This is a genomic window from Herbaspirillum sp. C9C3, from assembly GCF_013359625.1.
GTDB lineage: Bacteria > Pseudomonadota > Gammaproteobacteria > Burkholderiales > Burkholderiaceae_D > Herbaspirillum.
The window spans coordinates 68,766-84,795 of the sequence record NZ_JABFMQ010000001.1 but is presented as its reverse complement, the minus strand read 5'-3'; the positions used below and the strand labels follow the sequence as shown (position 1 = coordinate 84,795).

Here is a 16,030-nt window from a genome sequence, read left to right as displayed (position 1 = left end):
GCCACGTCGTTGAGGCGCGGCGTAATGCCATGATGATGCAGGAATTCAGCGCAGCCTGCAGAGGGCCGCACGCCGGCTCATTCGTAGCCGTAGGCGCGCAGGCCGGCTTCGTTGTCAGCCCAGCCCGATTTGACCTTGACCCAGATCTCCAGATAGACCGGGCCGCCGAAGAGGCGCTCCATGTCCAGCCGCGACTGGGTGGAGATTTCCTTGAGTCGCGCGCCCTTCTGGCCGATCACCATGGCCTTGTGGGTGTCGCGCTCGACCAGGATGGCGGCGAAGATGCGGCGCAGGTTGCCTTCCTGTTCGAATTTCTCGATGAGCACCGTGCTGGTGTAGGGCAATTCTTCGCCGACGAAGCGGAACACCTTCTCGCGCACGATTTCGGAGGCCAGGAATTTCTCGCTGCGGTCGGTGATGTCGTCTTCATCGAACATCGGCGGATTCTGCGGCAGCAGTCTGCGTACCTCTTCCTGCAGGCGGTCCAGCTGGAAACGCTGCTTGGCCGAGACCGGCACCACGGCGGCAAAATCATGGTGCGAAGCCACTTCGCGGGCGAAGGGCATGAGCGTGGTCTTGTCCTTGTTGCGGTCGGCCTTGTTCAACACAAGGATGCAGGGCACGTTGGCCGGCAGGAGATCGAGCACCTGCTTGTCGGCCGGGCCGAAGGTACCGGCTTCGATCACGAACAGGATCACGTCGGCTGCCGTCAGGGTATTGGTGACGGTGCGATTCAGGGTCTTGTTGAGCGCGTTGCTGTGGCGGGTCTGGAAGCCCGGCGTATCCACATAGACATACTGGGTATTCTCGATGGTCTGGATGCCGGTGATGCGGTGGCGCGTGGTCTGGGCCTTGCGCGAGGTGATGCTGACCTTGGCGCCGACCAGTACGTTCATCAGGGTCGACTTGCCGACGTTGGGACGACCGACGATGGCGATGTAGCCGCAACGGTAATCGTCATCAGGGGTCTGCGCCGACGCGTCGTCGGCCATGGGGGAGTCTGTCATGCTGTTCTGGATTGCGAGGCGGATGAAGCCGCCGAAATGGGTTCTGCTGCGACCGTTTCAGTGCGGTCGCCGGTATTCTTGCCGTCGTTGCGGGCCGTGACCGGCGCGCCCTTCTGCTCCTTGGTTTCCTTCGGCTCCTTCACCGGCTTGGCCGGCTTGCTGCCATTGACCGTCGAGGCCTCGGAACGATTGCCCTTGCCGCTGTCGTGCTCCGGCGCATCCGGCTGAATGGTGGCAATGCCGGCCAGCTTCAACTGGGTGGTGCGGGTACGCGGCTTGCGGCCGGCCGAAGGGGTCTTGGCCAGCGCCAGTTGCACCGCTTCCAGGGCCAGCTTGGCGGCGGCCTGTTCACCGGCACGGCGGCTGCCGCCGGTACCGAAGACCTGAATGTCCAGCTTGGGGACCAGGCATTCGATCTCGAATTCCTGGCTGTGGGCGGCGCCGTGCGTGGCGATGACGTTGTACTGCGGCAGCGGAATCTTTTTGCCCTGAAGAAATTCCTGCAACAGGGTCTTGGCATCCTTGCCCAGGGTCTTGGGATCCACGTGTTCCAGCACGGGGACGTAGAGCGAGCGGATCACCGCACGTGCCGCCTCGAAGCCGGAATCGAGGAAGATGGCGCCAAAGAGCGCTTCCAGGGTATCGGCGAGGATGGAGGGACGGCGGAAACCGCCCGACTTCAGCTCGCCCTCGCCCAGGCGCAGGAACTGCGACAGCTCCAGCCGCTGGGCGATTTCATACAGGGATTGCTGCTTGACCAGATTGGCACGCAGGCGCGAGAGATCGCCTTCGTCGATCTTGTCGTAACGTTCGAAGAGCAGCGAGGCCACCACGCAGTTCAGCACCGAATCGCCGAGGAATTCCAGCCGCTCGTTATGCAAGGCGCTATGGCTACGGTGGGTCAAGGCCTGCTGCAGGAGCGAAGCATCCTTGAAATTGTGGCCTAGCCGTTGTTGCAAGAGTTGAGGATCCATTTTTTCATCCGTCATTCAGTCTGCCGCCCCGATACGCGCAGCGGCGCGTGGATCGGGGATTACCAGCCTGACCAGTCAGCGGGATCGGTTCAAAGCAAAGCTGAAAACTGCTCCGGGTCTGCCTCCACAATGCGAAGTTGCCAGTTGGAAACCGCGAAAACTACGAAAGCTGCTGGACCAGGATGCGGCGCACTTTTAGTGGAAGCTGCCGATCCGCTTGATATCGCCCAGGTTCATCCAGACAAAGAAGGCCTTGCCGACGATGTTCTGGTCCGGTACGAAGCCCCAGTAACGACTGTCGAGGCTGTTGTCCCGGTTGTCTCCCATCATGAAATACTCGCCGGGCGGCACCGTGCAGGCGAAACCTTCGGCGTTGTAGGTGCACAGCTCGTGATGCGGGAAGGCATCGGGATTGGGCACGAAGTTGGGAGCACGCTCATCGGTCAGAATCTTGTGTTCCACGCCGGTCAGGTTTTCCTGCCACTGCTTATAGTACGTCAGATTTTCGTCGTCCAGATAATCCGGCAGCGCTTTATAAGAAATTTGTTCACCATTCACCGTTAAGCGCTTGTTTTCATAGACTATTTTATCACCGGGCACGCCCACCACGCGCTTGATGTAGTCCACCGACGGATCCTTGGGGTACTTGAAGACCATGACATCGCCGCGCTGCGGCTGGCCCACGTCGATGATCTTCTTGTTGATGATGGGCAGGCGGATACCGTAGGTGAATTTGTTCACCAGGATCAGGTCGCCCACCTGCAGGGTCGGCACCATCGAGCTGGACGGGATCTTGAACGGCTCATACAGGAAAGAGCGCAGGCAGAACACCAGCGCGATCACCGGGAAGAAGCTGCCCGAATACTCGATCCAGGCCGGCTGCTTCAGATGATGGGCCTGCAAGTCGGCACGGCTGGCGGCGACGCTGCCATCGCGCTTGATGCCTTGCGCCTCGTCGCGCGCCACGCGGGCGTCGAACTCGGCCAGGGCGGCATCGGCACGGGCGCGGCGCTGCTTGGCAAGGAAGAAGGTGTCTGCGAACCAGATGACGCCGGTCACCAGCATCAGGACGAACAGAATGAGTGCGAAGTTGCCCAACAAAGCCTGCATGTTATTTATCTTCCACTTGTAAGATTGCCAGGAATGCTTCCTGCGGGATTTCGACCGAGCCCACCTGCTTCATGCGCTTCTTGCCGGCCTTCTGCTTTTCGAGCAGCTTGCGCTTGCGCGAGATGTCACCGCCATAGCACTTGGCCAGCACGTTCTTGCGCATGGCCTTGACGTTTTCACGCGAGATGATGGTGGCACCGATGGCCGCTTGAATGGCCACGTCGAACATCTGGCGCGGGATCAGTTCACGCATCTTCGCCGCCACCTGGCGACCGCGGATCTGGGCCGCGGCACGGTGCACGATGATGGCCAGCGCATCGACCTTCTCGCTGTTGATCAGCATGTCGACCTTGACCACGTCTGCCGCGCGGTATTCCTTGAACTCGTAGTCCATGGAAGCGTAGCCGCGCGAGGTGGACTTGAGGCGATCGAAGAAGTCCAGCACGATTTCGGCCATCGGCATTTCGTAGGTCAGCTGCACCTGCTTGCCGTGGTAGCTCATGTTCATCTGGATGCCGCGTTTCTGCGTGCACAGGGTGATGACCGAGCCCACGTATTCCTGCGGCATGTACAGGTTGACGGTGACGATGGGTTCGCGAATCTCTTCGATCTTGGAGACTTCCGGCATCTTCGACGGGTTGTCCACCATCAGCATGGTACCGTCGCGTTGCTGCACTTCATACACCACCGTCGGCGCGGTAGTGATCAGGTCCATGTCGAACTCGCGCTCCAGGCGTTCCTGCACGATTTCCATGTGCAACAGGCCCAGGAAGCCGCAGCGGAAACCGAAGCCCAGCGCCTGCGACACTTCCGGTTCATACATCAGCGCAGCGTCGTTGAGTTTGAGCTTTTCCAGCGAGTCGCGCAGGGCGTCGTACTGGTTGGCTTCCACCGGGAACAGACCCGCAAACACCTGCGGCTGCACTTCCTTGAAACCCGGTAGCGGTGCCGCGGCCGGCTTGCCGGCCACGGTGATGGTGTCGCCCACGCGCGCGGACTTCAGTTCCTTGATGCCGGCGATGACGAAACCGACCTGCCCTGCCGTCAAGGCTTCACGCGATTGCGACTTGGGCGTGAACACGCCAATGCTTTCGGTCAGGTACTGGGTTTCGGTGGCCATCAACAGGATCTTGTCCTTGGGACGCAGGGTGCCATTGACGATGCGCACCAGCATGACCACCCCGACGTAGTTGTCGAACCAGGAATCGATGATCAGCGCCTGCAACGGCGCATCCGGATCGCCCTTGGGCGCCGGCACCTTGGCCACGATGGCTTCCAGCACCTCTTCCACACCCAGGCCGGTCTTGGCCGAGCAGGGGGTGGCGTCGGCCGCATCGATGCCGATGACGTCCTCGATCTCGCTCTTGGCGTTGTCCGGATCAGCGGAGGGCAGGTCGATCTTGTTCAAGACCGGCACCACTTCCACGCCCAGGTCCAGGGCGGTGTAGCAGTTGGCCACGGTCTGCGCTTCCACGCCTTGCGAAGCGTCCACCACCAGCAGTGCGCCTTCGCAGGCCGACAGCGAACGCGAGACTTCATAGCTGAAGTCGACGTGACCCGGGGTATCGATCAGATTGAGGTTGTAGATCTGGCCATCCTTGGCCTTGTAGGACAGGGCTGCGGTCTGGGCCTTGATGGTGATGCCGCGCTCGCGCTCGATATCCATCGAATCCAGCACCTGGGCTTCCATCTCGCGGTTGGACAAGCCCCCGCACAACTGGATGATGCGGTCGGCGAGCGTGGACTTGCCGTGATCGATGTGGGCGATGATCGAGAAATTACGGATATTGTTCATTAACAGACTGGAAACGATGAAAAAAGGCGCTCTGTAGCGGGCCTTGCCCAGCCGAGCGCCTTTGCAACAGCTTATTCGACCCGGCATTTTACCGGAATTCACCGGGACAAGCCCGACTTTCCGGTGGCGGGCCGCGCGTCCTGAGACCGGGACTTATTTCATTTCGACAACAAATGCCTGAAGCCGGGCCAGATCGAGATGGTAATGACACAACTCCACCCACTGGCCATCGCCACCCTGCCCCATCAGCACCGGCACCAGTTCGTCATAGCGGGCGACCAGCGCCTCGTCGGCATCGACATCGATCATCTCGATACTGGCGGGCGTCGCTCCCAGGGCCTGGCGCAGGGCATCGCGCAGGTCTTCGCACAGATGGCAGTAGCTGCGCGAATAGATGATGAAGTGCAAGGGATGAGGGGTGGTCATAGGCTCATATGAAAGTTTTTTCCTCGGCACGGCGGATCGCCAAGGAAAAAGGCTGCGGTCCCGAGGAACCGCAGCCTTCATGCTGAAGTTTCTGGCAATTTTTCGGGAAGACTTCCCGCCTCAGTTGCCGCCGTTCGGACGCAGCGGCACGAACTGCGAGGCGTCGCCACGGCGCACCAGCACGGCCGCGCGCTTCTTGGCATCGAGCTTGGCCACCAGCTGGGCGAACTGCTTGCTGTCGTTGATATCGACTTCGTTGAGACGCTGGATCACGTCGCCCGGACGGATGCCGGCTGCGGCAGCTGCACCGCTGACGGCTTCCACCAGCACGCCATTATCGACCTTCAGGTCCTTCTTCTGCGCGTCGCTCAGATCGCTCACCACCAGGCCCAGGGCATTGGGGGCATTGTCGGGCTTGGCCTTCTTTTCCTCGGCCTGCTTGGGCTTGTCGGCTTCCAGCTCGACCACGGTCACGGTGACATCGCGGGCACTGCCCTTGCGCCAGATATTGACGGTCGCCTTGGCACCCGGCTTGGTGGAGCCGACCATGCGCGGCAGGTCGCTGGGACGCTCGATGGTCGCACCGTTGTACTTCAGGATGATGTCACCCGCTTCCAGACCGGCCTTCTCTGCCGGGCCACCGGCTTCCACCCGCTGTACCAGGGCGCCCTGGGCGCGCGCCAGGCCCAGCGATTCGGCCACATCCTTGGTCACTTCGCCGATCTGCACGCCGATACGGCCACGTGTCACGCGCCCGCTGGTCTTCAACTGGTCGGCCACGCGCAATGCTTCATCGATGGGCACCGCAAAGGAGATGCCCATGAAACCACCGGAACGGCTGTAGATCTGCGAATTGATGCCGATCACTTCGCCCTTCAGGTTGATCAGCGGACCACCCGAGTTGCCGGGATTGACCGCCACGTCGGTCTGGATCAGCGGCAGGTAGTCGCCGGTATCGCGCGCCTTGGCCGAGACGATGCCGGCCGTGACGGTGTTTTCCAGGCCGAAGGGCGAGCCGATGGCCAGCACCCATTCACCCACGCGGATCTTGTCGGAGTCCCCCATGTTCAGGCGCGGCAGATTGCTGCCATCGATCTTGAGCACGGCGACATCGGTACGCGCATCCGAGCCGACGATCCTGGCCTTGAATTCACGTTTGTCGGTCAGGGTCACATAGACCTCGCTGGCACCATCGACCACGTGCGCATTGGTCATGATGAAACCGTCGGCCGAGATGATGAAGCCGGAACCCACGCCACGCGGCACTTCTTCCTGCTGGCCCTGACCGCCCTGCTTGCCGTTGCCGCGCGGGGTGCCCGGCTGCTGCTGGCGCGGAATGGGGATGCCGAAGAAGCGGCGGAAGAATTCCTGCATTTCCGGATCATCCATGCCACCCTGCCCCTGCGCATTCTGGCGCACGCGCTCGGTGGTACGGATGTTCACCACGGCCGGGCCGGTGCGCTCGACGATGTCGGCGAAATCAGGCAGCGCCGCCACCGCAGGCGAGGCCACCGGGGGCGCCGCCTGCACGGCCGGGGCAGCAGCAAGGACGGAAGCGGCCAGCATGGTGCTGACCAGGGTGTTCTTCATGGAAATCATTGCAACGGTCTCTTTTATTTGGATTTCAGTTCAATGGAATTGGCCACCTGACTGATCGCAGCGGCGGGGACTTCTCCCACGACGGTCAGCCAGTAATCGCCCTGGCGACGCCCCAGGATATTCATGGCGCCCTGCTGCATCGTACCCTCTTCGCGGCCCTGACTGCCCGGCTCGATGAAGACCGAAATGGCGGCCAGCCCGTCAGAAAACACGATCTGCAAGACCTCGCGCTCGGACGGACGATTCTGGGCCGGTGCCGCACCAGGCTCACCGCTATCGGAAATCATGCGCCGTACCTGCTGGATCTTGCGAAAGCCGGGCGGCGGCGCGACCTGCCAGGCCGACAAATCGGCCGGGACCATGGCCTCTTTCTCGATGCGCCAGCCGCGCGTGTCCTTGTAAGTGGGGTTGACCCGGGCGCGATCAATGGCCCCGATGTCGATCTGGGTGAAGGCAATCTGTTCGATCACCTCGCCCCGGCCATCCAGCGTCTGCGCGCGCAACAGCAGGCCGGTGGCCTGGTCGGCGCAGAATCGATAACCGTAGCGCAGCTTGTCGCGCGGGGCCAGCACGATGGCCCGGCAACTGCGACCGGCCACGCGCTCGTCGCCATCGGAGGCAAGCCGGTAGAAGCGCGCCAACTCTTCCGGGCGGGCATCGATGATGGCCGGGAAGGTGTCGCGCGTGACCCGCCGCTCCCTGCGCACGATGCGCTGGTCGGGATCGTAACTGGCCACCTGCTCGTTGTCGCGCACGAATTCGCGCGGCTTGCCGTCGAGCAATTCGAGTTTTTCCAGCTCACTCTTGCCGACCACCACGTGAGTGACCCGCGAACTGCGCATCTGCGCGGCCTGCTGGTAGACGAAACTGCCGGAATAATTGAGTCGCCGGGCGGCAGACTGCATTTTTTGCAGTTGCGCCAGCAATTCGGAAGAAGTGGAGGCTTCGCTGACCACAGTTGCTGAAACGCCATCCGCCGCTTCAGCGGATGGCGCCAAGGAGAACCCCAACAACGTGGTCAGCAAGCACAGTACGCCGTACAGACGCCCCGTCAGAGACATCTTACTTGTCTGCGTCCGAGGAGAAGGCTGCGGAACGGGCGTATTGCGCCGAACTGTAGGAAGGCGAGAAACGCTGATGGGCAAACAGGTAGTCGTCGATGCGCGGATCGCGCTTGACTTCACCCTGCTGCGCCAGCGAGCTCAGCTGGTTCACGTTCTGCGGATTGCCATTGGTCTCGGCGACGGTGGCAATGGCCGAGGGCACGTTGACCGGCACCGAAGCCACCTGCGCCACCGGAGCGGCCATCTTGGCATCGGCCGTCACCACCGCCTGCTGCGGCATGGCCACGAACACCGCTGCCACGGCCGCTGCCGCCGCGGCAGCACTGGGCATGAGCAAACGCACCAGGCGACCGGGACGGCTTGCGCGGTGGTCACCATTGGCGGCAACCTTGGCCGTGACCACCGGCTGGACGGCTGGCGCAGCCACGGACGGCTGGGCCGCCGCAGCCTGAGGCGCGACGATGGTCGGCTCCGCATCGAGCAAGGCGCTCATCCTGGCCGAGAAGCCGGCACTCAGGGAGACATCCATCTCCTCCGAACGCAGCACCTCGCCGATGCGATGGTAATCCTCCCATGCGTCCCGGGCGTCCCTGGAAGAACGCAGGGCCGCGAAGGCAAGGGTCATTTCTTCAGAACCCAGCTCACCATCGGCGAGGGCTGAGATCTGTTCTTTGGTCGTTACTTTGGTATCCATGTGCAGTCACCCGGCAAATATCTTAGTTCCATACCCGCTTTATTATTTTCTTTTTAACAACAGGCTTGTGGCCTCATCACCAGCGCTTGTCCGCCGCCGTATCCAGCAGTGGACGCAACTTCTCGGCAATTGCTTCCCGCGCGCGGAAAATACGGCTGCGCACGGTGCCGATCGGACAATTCATCGCATCTGCAATCTCGTCGTAGCTCAACCCCTCGATCTCGCGCAACGTGATGGCAGTACGTAATTCTTCCGGCAATGCCTCCATTGCCACATTGACCGTCTGAGCAATCTGCTTGGTGGCCAACATCGACTCTGGAGTGTTGATGTCCCTCAGATGGTCTGCATCGTCAAAAGTTTCAGCTTCTTCTGCATCTGCTTCTGTCGAAGTTGGCGCCCTGCGCCCCATGGTGACCAAATAGTTCTTTGCAGTGTTGATACCGATACGGTAAAGCCAGGTATAGAAGGCAGAATCCCCACGGAATTGCGGCAGCGCACGATAGGCCTTGATGAAGGCTTCCTGCACCACGTCTTCGGCTTCGGCCTGGTCACGCACCAGGCGCGACACCAGGCGCATCAGCTTGCGTTGATACTTGACTACCAATAGCTCGAACGCCTTCTTGTCGCCACGCTGGACGCGCTCAACAAGCTGTTGGTCAATTTCGCGTTCTGTCGTCAAACCGGGTTCCTTGTTTTTTATGGCCGTGTTGTTTTATCGTCATTGCCTCGTGCAGATGCTTCCAGCTCGGCAATTTTCAAGCCCGTCAGCCTTATTTTTCCAGCAGCCTTGCCTTGGCGGTATTGTGACTGATCAGCCAACGACATGCCACGGAAAGTGCACGGAATGTATCTTCGGAGACCGAATCCGTCAGGATGGGGATGGTGCGCGTCCTGCCGTTTTCCAGGCGCAGGCGCAGAAACAGCATTCCTGGCCAGATGGTACTGCCGGCCAGCAGCTGGGCCAGGCCAGCTTTCATGACTTGCGGCTTGGCGCGCGCCGAGGGAAGCAGGTGCTCCACCACACGGATCTGCCCGGTGCCGGAGATATGCAGCCAGATGACCTTGCGGTCCCGCAACACCAGCACCAGCGCGAGGGCGGCGGCCAGCACGCAGGCCACGGCCAGGGCGATGCGCAACACCCAGGAGAGCGAACCCGGCATCCCGAAGGCCAGCGCGACACCAGTGAGCGCCACGCACAGACAGGCGAGGACAGTGACCAACAAAAGCAGGCGGGAAGGTTTGATATCCGCGGAAACTGCGATCGACATGAGATACCCGGAGCAAGGAGCGCCATCCATACAATGAGCGCCGTTAAAACGACAAACCCGGCTTCCGAAGAAGCCGGGTCTTGCATTTTACATCTTGCCGATGACCAGGGTACCGTTGGTGCCGCCGAACCCGAAGGAGTTCTTGACGGCAATATCGATCTTCATGTCCCGCGCCTGGTTGGCGCAGTAATCCAGATCGCACTCCGGATCCTGGTTGAAGATGTTCATCGTCGGCGGCGACACCTGATTGTGCACTGCCAGCACGGTCAACACCGTTTCCAGGCCACCGGCACCACCCAGCAGGTGACCGGTCATGGATTTGGTCGAATTGACAACCATCTTGTAGGCATGGTCGCCGAATGCGGCCTTGATCGCGTCGGATTCGTTCTTGTCGCCCAGCGGGGTCGACGTACCGTGCGCGTTCAGGTACTGCACTTCATCCGGATTGACGCCGGCGTCGCGCAGTGCATTGAGCACGCAGCGGCGCGGACCATCCAGGTTGGGCGCAGTCATGTGGTAGGCATCGCCGCTCATACCGAAGCCGAGCAGTTCTGCATAGATCTTGGCGCCACGGGCCTTGGCGTGTTCGTACTCTTCGAGCACCATCACGCCGGCACCCTCGCCCAGCACGAAGCCGTCGCGATCCTTGTCCCAGGGGCGGGACGCGGTCGCAGGATCATCGTTGCGGGTCGACAGTGCGCGCGCCGAAGCAAAACCACCGATGCCCAGCGGCGAAACGCTGGATTCGGCGCCGCCGGCCACCATTACGTCCGCATCACCGTACATGATCATGCGTGCGGCAGAGCCGATGCAATGCAGGCCGGTGGTGCAGGCGGTGACGATGGCCAGGTTGGGGCCCTTCAGACCGAACTTGATGGACAAGTTGCCCGAGATCATGTTGATGATCGAGGCCGGAATGAAGAAGGGACTGATGCGGCGCGGACCACGGTTGGTCAGTTCGGCGTGGGTTTCTTCGATCAGCGGCAAGCCGCCAATGCCCGAACCGATCATGACGCCAATGCGCTCGGCATTCTCATCGGTCACCGTCAATCCACTGTCCTGCATGGCCTGGATACCGGCGGCCATGCCATAGTGAATGAAGGTATCCATATGACGCGCTTCCTTGGCGGGGATGTAATCCTCGATATTGAAGCCCTTGACTTCACCGGCGAAGTGCGTGGTGAAGGGGGTTGCGTCGAACTTGGTGACGGTAGCGATGCCGGACTTGCCTTCCTTGATGGCACTCCACGTATCGGCGACGTTGTTGCCGACAGGCGAGATACATCCCAGGCCGGTAATGACTACACGACGTTCACGAGTACGGCTCAAGCAATTCTCCTGAAACTTTGACCAAAACCCTTATCAGGCCTTGACTTGCGACTTTGCGTAGTCGATCGCCTGTTGCACGGTGGTGATCTTTTCAGCTTGTTCGTCGGGGATTTCCATTTCGAACTCATCTTCCAGTGCCATGACCAGCTCGACGGTGTCCAGCGAGTCGGCGCCCAGGTCGTCCACGAACGACGATTCGTTCTTGATGTCGGCTTCGGCGACGCCCAGTTGCTCAGCGACGATCTTCTTCACGCGTTGTTCGATATCGGACATAGTGTTCCTCCAGAGGGATGATAGGTTACAAAAGTGCGCGCATTTTAGCAGGTTTGCGCGCGGAAAATTTACTTTTAACTATTCCTGGCAAGATTGTGCCAAGTCCAGCTTAACTGCAAACAAAAGTCGTCAAAAGGACTTGAATCAAGCCCTCAAGACTTACTTAACCCATGTACATGCCGCCATTGACATTGAGCGTCGTACCGGTGATGTAGGCCGCTTGCGGGGAGGCCAGGAAGGCCACCGCATAGGCGATTTCCTCTGCGGCGCCCAGGCGCCCCAGCGGGATCTGCTGCAGGATGGCGGCGGACTGCTGTTCGTTCAGCGCCTTGGTCATGTCGGTATCGATGAAACCGGGCGCGACGCAGTTCACGGTGATGTTGCGGCTGCCGATCTCGCGCGCCAGCGCGCGGCTCATGCCAGCCACGCCGGCCTTGGCGGCAGCATAGTTCATCTGGCCGGGGTTGCCGGCCTCGCCCACCACGGAAGTGATGTTGATGATGCGGCCGGTACGGGCCTTCATCATGCCGCGCAGCACGGCGCGCGACAGTCGGCCGACGGCGGTCAGGTTGGTGGCGATGACGCTGTCCCACTCCTCGTCCTTCATGCGCATGGCCAGTTGGTCCTGGGTGATGCCGGCATTGTTGACCAGGATGGAGAGTGCGCCAAATTCCTTCTGCACCTGCTCCACGAGGGCCACGCTGGCTTCTGCGTCGTTGACGTTCAAGACCGCTCCGCGACCGGCTTCCGGTCCCAATGCTGCCAGGTACTCGCTGATGGCGGCCGCACCCGATTCCGAGGTGGCCGTACCGACCACCTTGGCGCCCTGCTTTGCCAGCTCGGTAGCGATGGCTCGGCCAATACCGCGCGACGCGCCGGTCACCAGGGCAACCTGGCCTTGCAGATTCTGTGCACTCATTTCAGCAACTCCAATACTTTGTTCAGGGATTCCTGGTCGACGATGGCCTCACCCACCAGATCGCCATTGATGCGCTTGGTCAGGCCGGTCAACACCTTGCCCGGACCGCATTCGATCAGGTGGGTGACGCCGTCGGCGCCCATCTTCTGCACCGTCTCGACCCAGCGCACGGGCGCGGCCGCCTGGCGCACCAGGGCATCCTTGATGGCAGCCGGATCATTGACCACGGCCACGTCGACGTTGTTGATCAGCGGGATCTGCGGGGCGGAAAACGCCACGTTGGCCAGATACGCTTGCAGGCGATCCGAAGCGGGCTTCAAGAGCGAGGAGTGGAACGGCGCCGACACCGGCAGCGGCAATGCGCGCTTGGCACCCTTGGCCTTGGCGATGTCGCAGGCACGACCGACAGCAGCCTTGTGGCCGGCGATCACGACTTGTGCGGGGGCGTTGAAATTGACGGCTTCGACCACTTCACCTTGTGCCGCTTCGGCGCAGGCCGCACGCACATCCTCATCGGACAGGCCGAGAATGGCCGCCATGCCGCCCTGCCCGACCGGCACGGCTTCCTGCATGGCTTGCGCGCGGAAGCGCACCAGCGGCACCGCATCCTTGAAGGCGATCACGCCAGCGGCGACCAGCGCCGAGTATTCGCCCAGGCTGTGGCCGGCGACCAGTGCCGGTGCCTTGCCGCCTGCGGCCAGCCAGGCGCGATAGAAGGCCACGGCAGCCGTCAGCATGACGGGCTGGGTGTTGGTGGTCAGGTCCAGGTCTTCCTTGGGACCTTCAGCGATGAGCTTGCCCAGGTCGAATTGCAGTGCGTCGGAAGCTTCAGCGACGGTCTGGCGAACGACTTCATTGTCGGCGAAGCCATTGAGCATCCCGATGGCCTGCGAACCCTGGCCCGGGAAAACGAAAGCAAATGTTGTCATGCTTGGATGTAGGTAAATTGGATGAAAATGCAGGAAATCGATGAAGCCAGTGAACGAAAGGACTGCATCAGCAGCCCCTCCCTGCCCGCTTTACATGCGCACCAGCACGGCGCCCCAGGTGAAGCCGCCGCCGACGCCTTCCATCATGACGGTGTGGCCCGGCTGGATGCGACCATCGCGCACCGCCTGGTCCAGCGCCAAGGGAATCGAGGCTGCCGAGGTATTGCCGTGTTCGGCCACGGTGACCACCATCTTTTCCAGCGGCAGGCCCATCTTCTTGGCCGTGCCCTGCATGATGCGGATATTGGCCTGGTGCGGCACCAGCCAGTCGACCTCGGTGGATTGCATCCGGGCCGCTTCCAGCGCTTCGCGCGCCACCTTGTCCAGCAGCGAAACGGCCAGCTTGAAGACCGCCGGGCCGTCCATGTACAGGTAGGCGCTGCCAGCGACGGTGCCATTGTTGACACTGCCCGGCACGCACAGGATGTGGCCATGGCTGCCATCGGCGTGCAGCTTGGTCGCCAGCACGCCTGGCTCCTGCGAGGCGCTCATGACGATGGCGCCGGCGCCGTCGCCGAAGAGCACACAGGTAGTGCGATCCTTGAAATCCAGAATGCGCGAGAACACTTCGGCGCCTATGACCAGGACGTTCTTGTGAGCACCCGATTTGATGAAGCTGTCTGCCACCGACATGGCGTAGACGAAACCGCTGCAGACGGCCTGCACATCCATGGCCGGCGCGCCATTGGTGATGCCCAGCTTGCGCTGGACCACACAGGCGGTGCTCGGGAAGCCACCCAGGTGATCCGGGGTGGAGGTGGCCATGATGATCAGGTCGATGTCATTGGGCTGCATGCCGGCCGCTTCCAGGGCGCGCTGCGCCGCCTGCAGGGCGAGGTCGCTGGAGAGCTGGTCCGGTTCGGCATAGTGGCGCGCGGAAATGCCGCTGCGCGTGACGATCCATTCGTCCGAGGTCTCGATGCCCTGCTCGGCCAGCTGCGCGGCCAGCTCATGGTTGGTCACGCGCTTGGCCGGCAGGTAGCTGCCGGTGCCGACGATTTTGCTGTAAGTGGTCATGCCGTCTTCTTGCTCTGTTAGTTCGGTTGATCCAGGGAGACCGGTGCCGGCTCGAAAGCCTTGGCAGCGGCCTCGGCCGTGCGCCCCTGCTCCTGGGGCATCAGCTCCGCCATGCTGGCGGCAATACGGGCGAGCACATCATACTTGGCCGCGTCATAGGCGCGGCGGATGGCCCATTCGAAAGCATAGACATCGGCCCCGCCGTGGCTCTTGAAGACCAGGCCCTTCAGGCCCAGCAAACTGGCGCCATTGTAGCGGGAAGGGTTGAGGCGGCGCGACAGTGCCTTGATGGCGCCATAGGCAATCAGGGCGCCGAGCTTGTTGATCAAGCCCTTCTTGAATTCGCTGGTGAGCACCTGCTTGACGAAGCGCCCCAGCCCTTCGGAGGCTTTCAGGGTCACGTTGCCCACGAAACCATCGCACACCACCAGGTCGGTCGTGCCTTCGAAGATGTCATTGCCTTCCACGTTGCCGTAGAAGTTGAGAATACCCTTCTCATGATCGGCGCGCAGCAGGCCGGCGGTCGCCTTGACCAGCTCGTTGCCCTTCATGTCTTCCTCACCCACGTTCAGCAGGCCCACGGTCGGCTTGGCCTTGCCTTCCATGACCGCCACCAGGGCCGAGCCCATGAGTGCAAATTGATGTAAATGCTGTGGCTCGCAGTCGACGTTGGCGCCGAGGTCGAGCATATAGGTGGGGCCATCCTTCTGGTTGGGCAGGATGGTGCAGATGGCCGGACGGTCCACGCCCGGCAGGGTTTTCAATACGTAGCGCGAGACCGCCATGAGGGCGCCGGTGTTACCGGCCGAGACGGCGGCGTGGGCCTGCCCTTCCTTGACCAGGGTCACGGCCACGCGCAGGGAAGAATCCTTCTTGCGGCGCAGGGCGACCTCGATCGGGTCGTCCATGGTCACCACTTCGGTGGCGTTGTGAATGCGGATGCGGGTTTCGCCGGCCAGCTTGTATTTCTTCAGCAGCGGCTGCAGCACGGCTTCCTGGCCGACCAGGATCAGCTCTGCATCAGGTTGGCGCTTGAGGAAGGAGGCAGCGGCCGGGAGCGTGACTGACGGGCCATGATCGCCACCCATGCAGTCGATTGAAATTTTGATGGTCATCGATTTGATTCTGAGCCTTGCCAGCCCACATTATGAGGCAGATTGGAGAGCCTTCAAAATCGCACACTAGGTCAGCGCGCCAGATGAAGCTTCACGCAAGCAGGCAGGCGGGTCCGCTGACAGATGCCGCGGACATAAAAAAGCGGCGCAAAATGAACCTCCTGAAACAGAAGCTCATTGCGCCGCTTTTCTCCAAAAACAGCAAGCTCAATGAATGAGATTACTCGTCGTTCTTGGTCTTCAACACCTTGCGACCACGGTAGAAACCGTTGGGGCTGATGTGGTGACGCAGGTGGGTTTCACCAGTCGTCGGCTCCACAGCCAGCGGGGGTGCAGTCAGAAAGTCGTGTGCACGGTGCATACCGCGCTTGGACGGGGTCTTTTTGTTCTGTTGAACGGCCATGATTACTCCTAAACCTTACTTAAGATTGAAAATTTTAACACATAGGAT

At 61.4% G+C, this 16,030-nt stretch carries 17 protein-coding genes; all 17 read right to left on the bottom strand.

The annotated features are described in order from the left end of the window. Positions 1 to 77: 77 nt before the first annotated feature. The 17 genes from era to rpmF all read right to left on the bottom strand — a co-directional run bounded on the left by era (position 78) and on the right by rpmF (position 15,982). A complete protein-coding gene (gene era / locus HNO82_RS00385; RefSeq protein WP_034350203.1) occupies positions 78 to 1,007 on the bottom strand; it encodes a GTPase Era in 930 nt (309 codons plus the stop codon). Next, positions 1,004 to 1,981 (bottom strand): ribonuclease III, encoded by a 978-nt coding sequence (gene rnc, locus HNO82_RS00380; protein WP_034350201.1) that lies wholly within the window; start codon positions 1,979 to 1,981, stop codon positions 1,004 to 1,006. Before rnc ends, era begins: the two co-directional genes overlap by 4 nt. 195 nt (positions 1,982 to 2,176) lie before the next feature. After that, entirely contained in the window at positions 2,177 to 3,091 is a 915-nt protein-coding gene (gene lepB / locus HNO82_RS00375; RefSeq protein WP_008327982.1) for a signal peptidase I, read from the bottom strand. Position 3,092: 1 nt separating this feature from the next. Continuing rightward, positions 3,093 to 4,886, bottom strand: coding sequence for a translation elongation factor 4 (gene lepA, locus HNO82_RS00370; RefSeq protein WP_175342400.1), 1,794 nt, complete (start codon positions 4,884 to 4,886; stop codon positions 3,093 to 3,095). Between the two features lie 153 nt (positions 4,887 to 5,039). After that, positions 5,040 to 5,312 carry a glutaredoxin family protein gene (locus tag HNO82_RS00365; RefSeq protein WP_008327979.1) on the bottom strand — a complete coding sequence of 91 codons (273 nt, stop codon included), beginning with the start codon at positions 5,310 to 5,312 and terminating at the stop codon, positions 5,040 to 5,042. Positions 5,313 to 5,432: 120 nt separating this feature from the next. After that, positions 5,433 to 6,911 (bottom strand): DegQ family serine endoprotease, encoded by a 1,479-nt coding sequence (locus HNO82_RS00360; RefSeq protein WP_175342399.1) that lies wholly within the window; start codon positions 6,909 to 6,911, stop codon positions 5,433 to 5,435. A gap of 14 nt (positions 6,912 to 6,925) precedes the next feature. After that, positions 6,926 to 7,972, bottom strand: a complete 1,047-nt coding sequence (locus HNO82_RS00355; protein ID WP_034350198.1) for a MucB/RseB C-terminal domain-containing protein — start codon at positions 7,970 to 7,972, stop codon at positions 6,926 to 6,928. A 1-nt stretch (position 7,973) separates the two neighbouring features. After that, positions 7,974 to 8,669 (bottom strand): sigma-E factor negative regulatory protein, encoded by a 696-nt coding sequence (locus HNO82_RS00350; protein ID WP_175342398.1) that lies wholly within the window; start codon positions 8,667 to 8,669, stop codon positions 7,974 to 7,976. 76 nt (positions 8,670 to 8,745) lie between these two features. After that, entirely contained in the window at positions 8,746 to 9,348 is a 603-nt protein-coding gene (gene rpoE / locus HNO82_RS00345) for an RNA polymerase sigma factor RpoE (RefSeq protein ID WP_006463502.1), read from the bottom strand. 91 nt (positions 9,349 to 9,439) lie between these two features. Then, entirely contained in the window at positions 9,440 to 9,937 is a 498-nt protein-coding gene (locus HNO82_RS00340) for a protein YgfX (protein WP_175342397.1), read from the bottom strand. An 87-nt stretch (positions 9,938 to 10,024) separates the two neighbouring features. Then, a complete protein-coding gene (gene fabF / locus HNO82_RS00335) occupies positions 10,025 to 11,266 on the bottom strand; it encodes a beta-ketoacyl-ACP synthase II (protein ID WP_008327974.1) in 1,242 nt (413 codons plus the stop codon). 33 nt (positions 11,267 to 11,299) lie between these two features. Then, positions 11,300 to 11,539: an acyl carrier protein gene (gene acpP, locus HNO82_RS00330; RefSeq protein ID WP_006463505.1), complete on the bottom strand. Its 240-nt coding sequence runs from the start codon at positions 11,537 to 11,539 to the stop codon at positions 11,300 to 11,302. 163 nt (positions 11,540 to 11,702) lie between these two features. Beyond that, positions 11,703 to 12,458, bottom strand: a complete 756-nt coding sequence (fabG, locus tag HNO82_RS00325; protein WP_088753657.1) for a 3-oxoacyl-ACP reductase FabG — start codon at positions 12,456 to 12,458, stop codon at positions 11,703 to 11,705. Next, positions 12,455 to 13,387 (bottom strand): ACP S-malonyltransferase, encoded by a 933-nt coding sequence (gene fabD / locus HNO82_RS00320; RefSeq protein ID WP_145602580.1) that lies wholly within the window; start codon positions 13,385 to 13,387, stop codon positions 12,455 to 12,457. The genes fabG and fabD overlap by 4 nt, the downstream gene beginning before the upstream one ends. Before the next feature lie 90 nt (positions 13,388 to 13,477). Continuing rightward, positions 13,478 to 14,464: a beta-ketoacyl-ACP synthase III gene (locus tag HNO82_RS00315; protein ID WP_088753655.1), complete on the bottom strand. Its 987-nt coding sequence runs from the start codon at positions 14,462 to 14,464 to the stop codon at positions 13,478 to 13,480. A gap of 17 nt (positions 14,465 to 14,481) precedes the next feature. Beyond that, positions 14,482 to 15,579 carry a phosphate acyltransferase PlsX gene (gene plsX / locus HNO82_RS00310; RefSeq protein WP_008327966.1) on the bottom strand — a complete coding sequence of 366 codons (1,098 nt, stop codon included), beginning with the start codon at positions 15,577 to 15,579 and terminating at the stop codon, positions 14,482 to 14,484. A gap of 220 nt (positions 15,580 to 15,799) precedes the next feature. Continuing rightward, the gene (gene rpmF, locus HNO82_RS00305; protein ID WP_006463510.1) at positions 15,800 to 15,982 is read right to left on the bottom strand and encodes a 50S ribosomal protein L32; all 183 of its coding nucleotides are present in this window, start codon (positions 15,980 to 15,982) and stop codon (positions 15,800 to 15,802) included. Between the last annotated feature and the right edge of the window lie 48 nt (positions 15,983 to 16,030).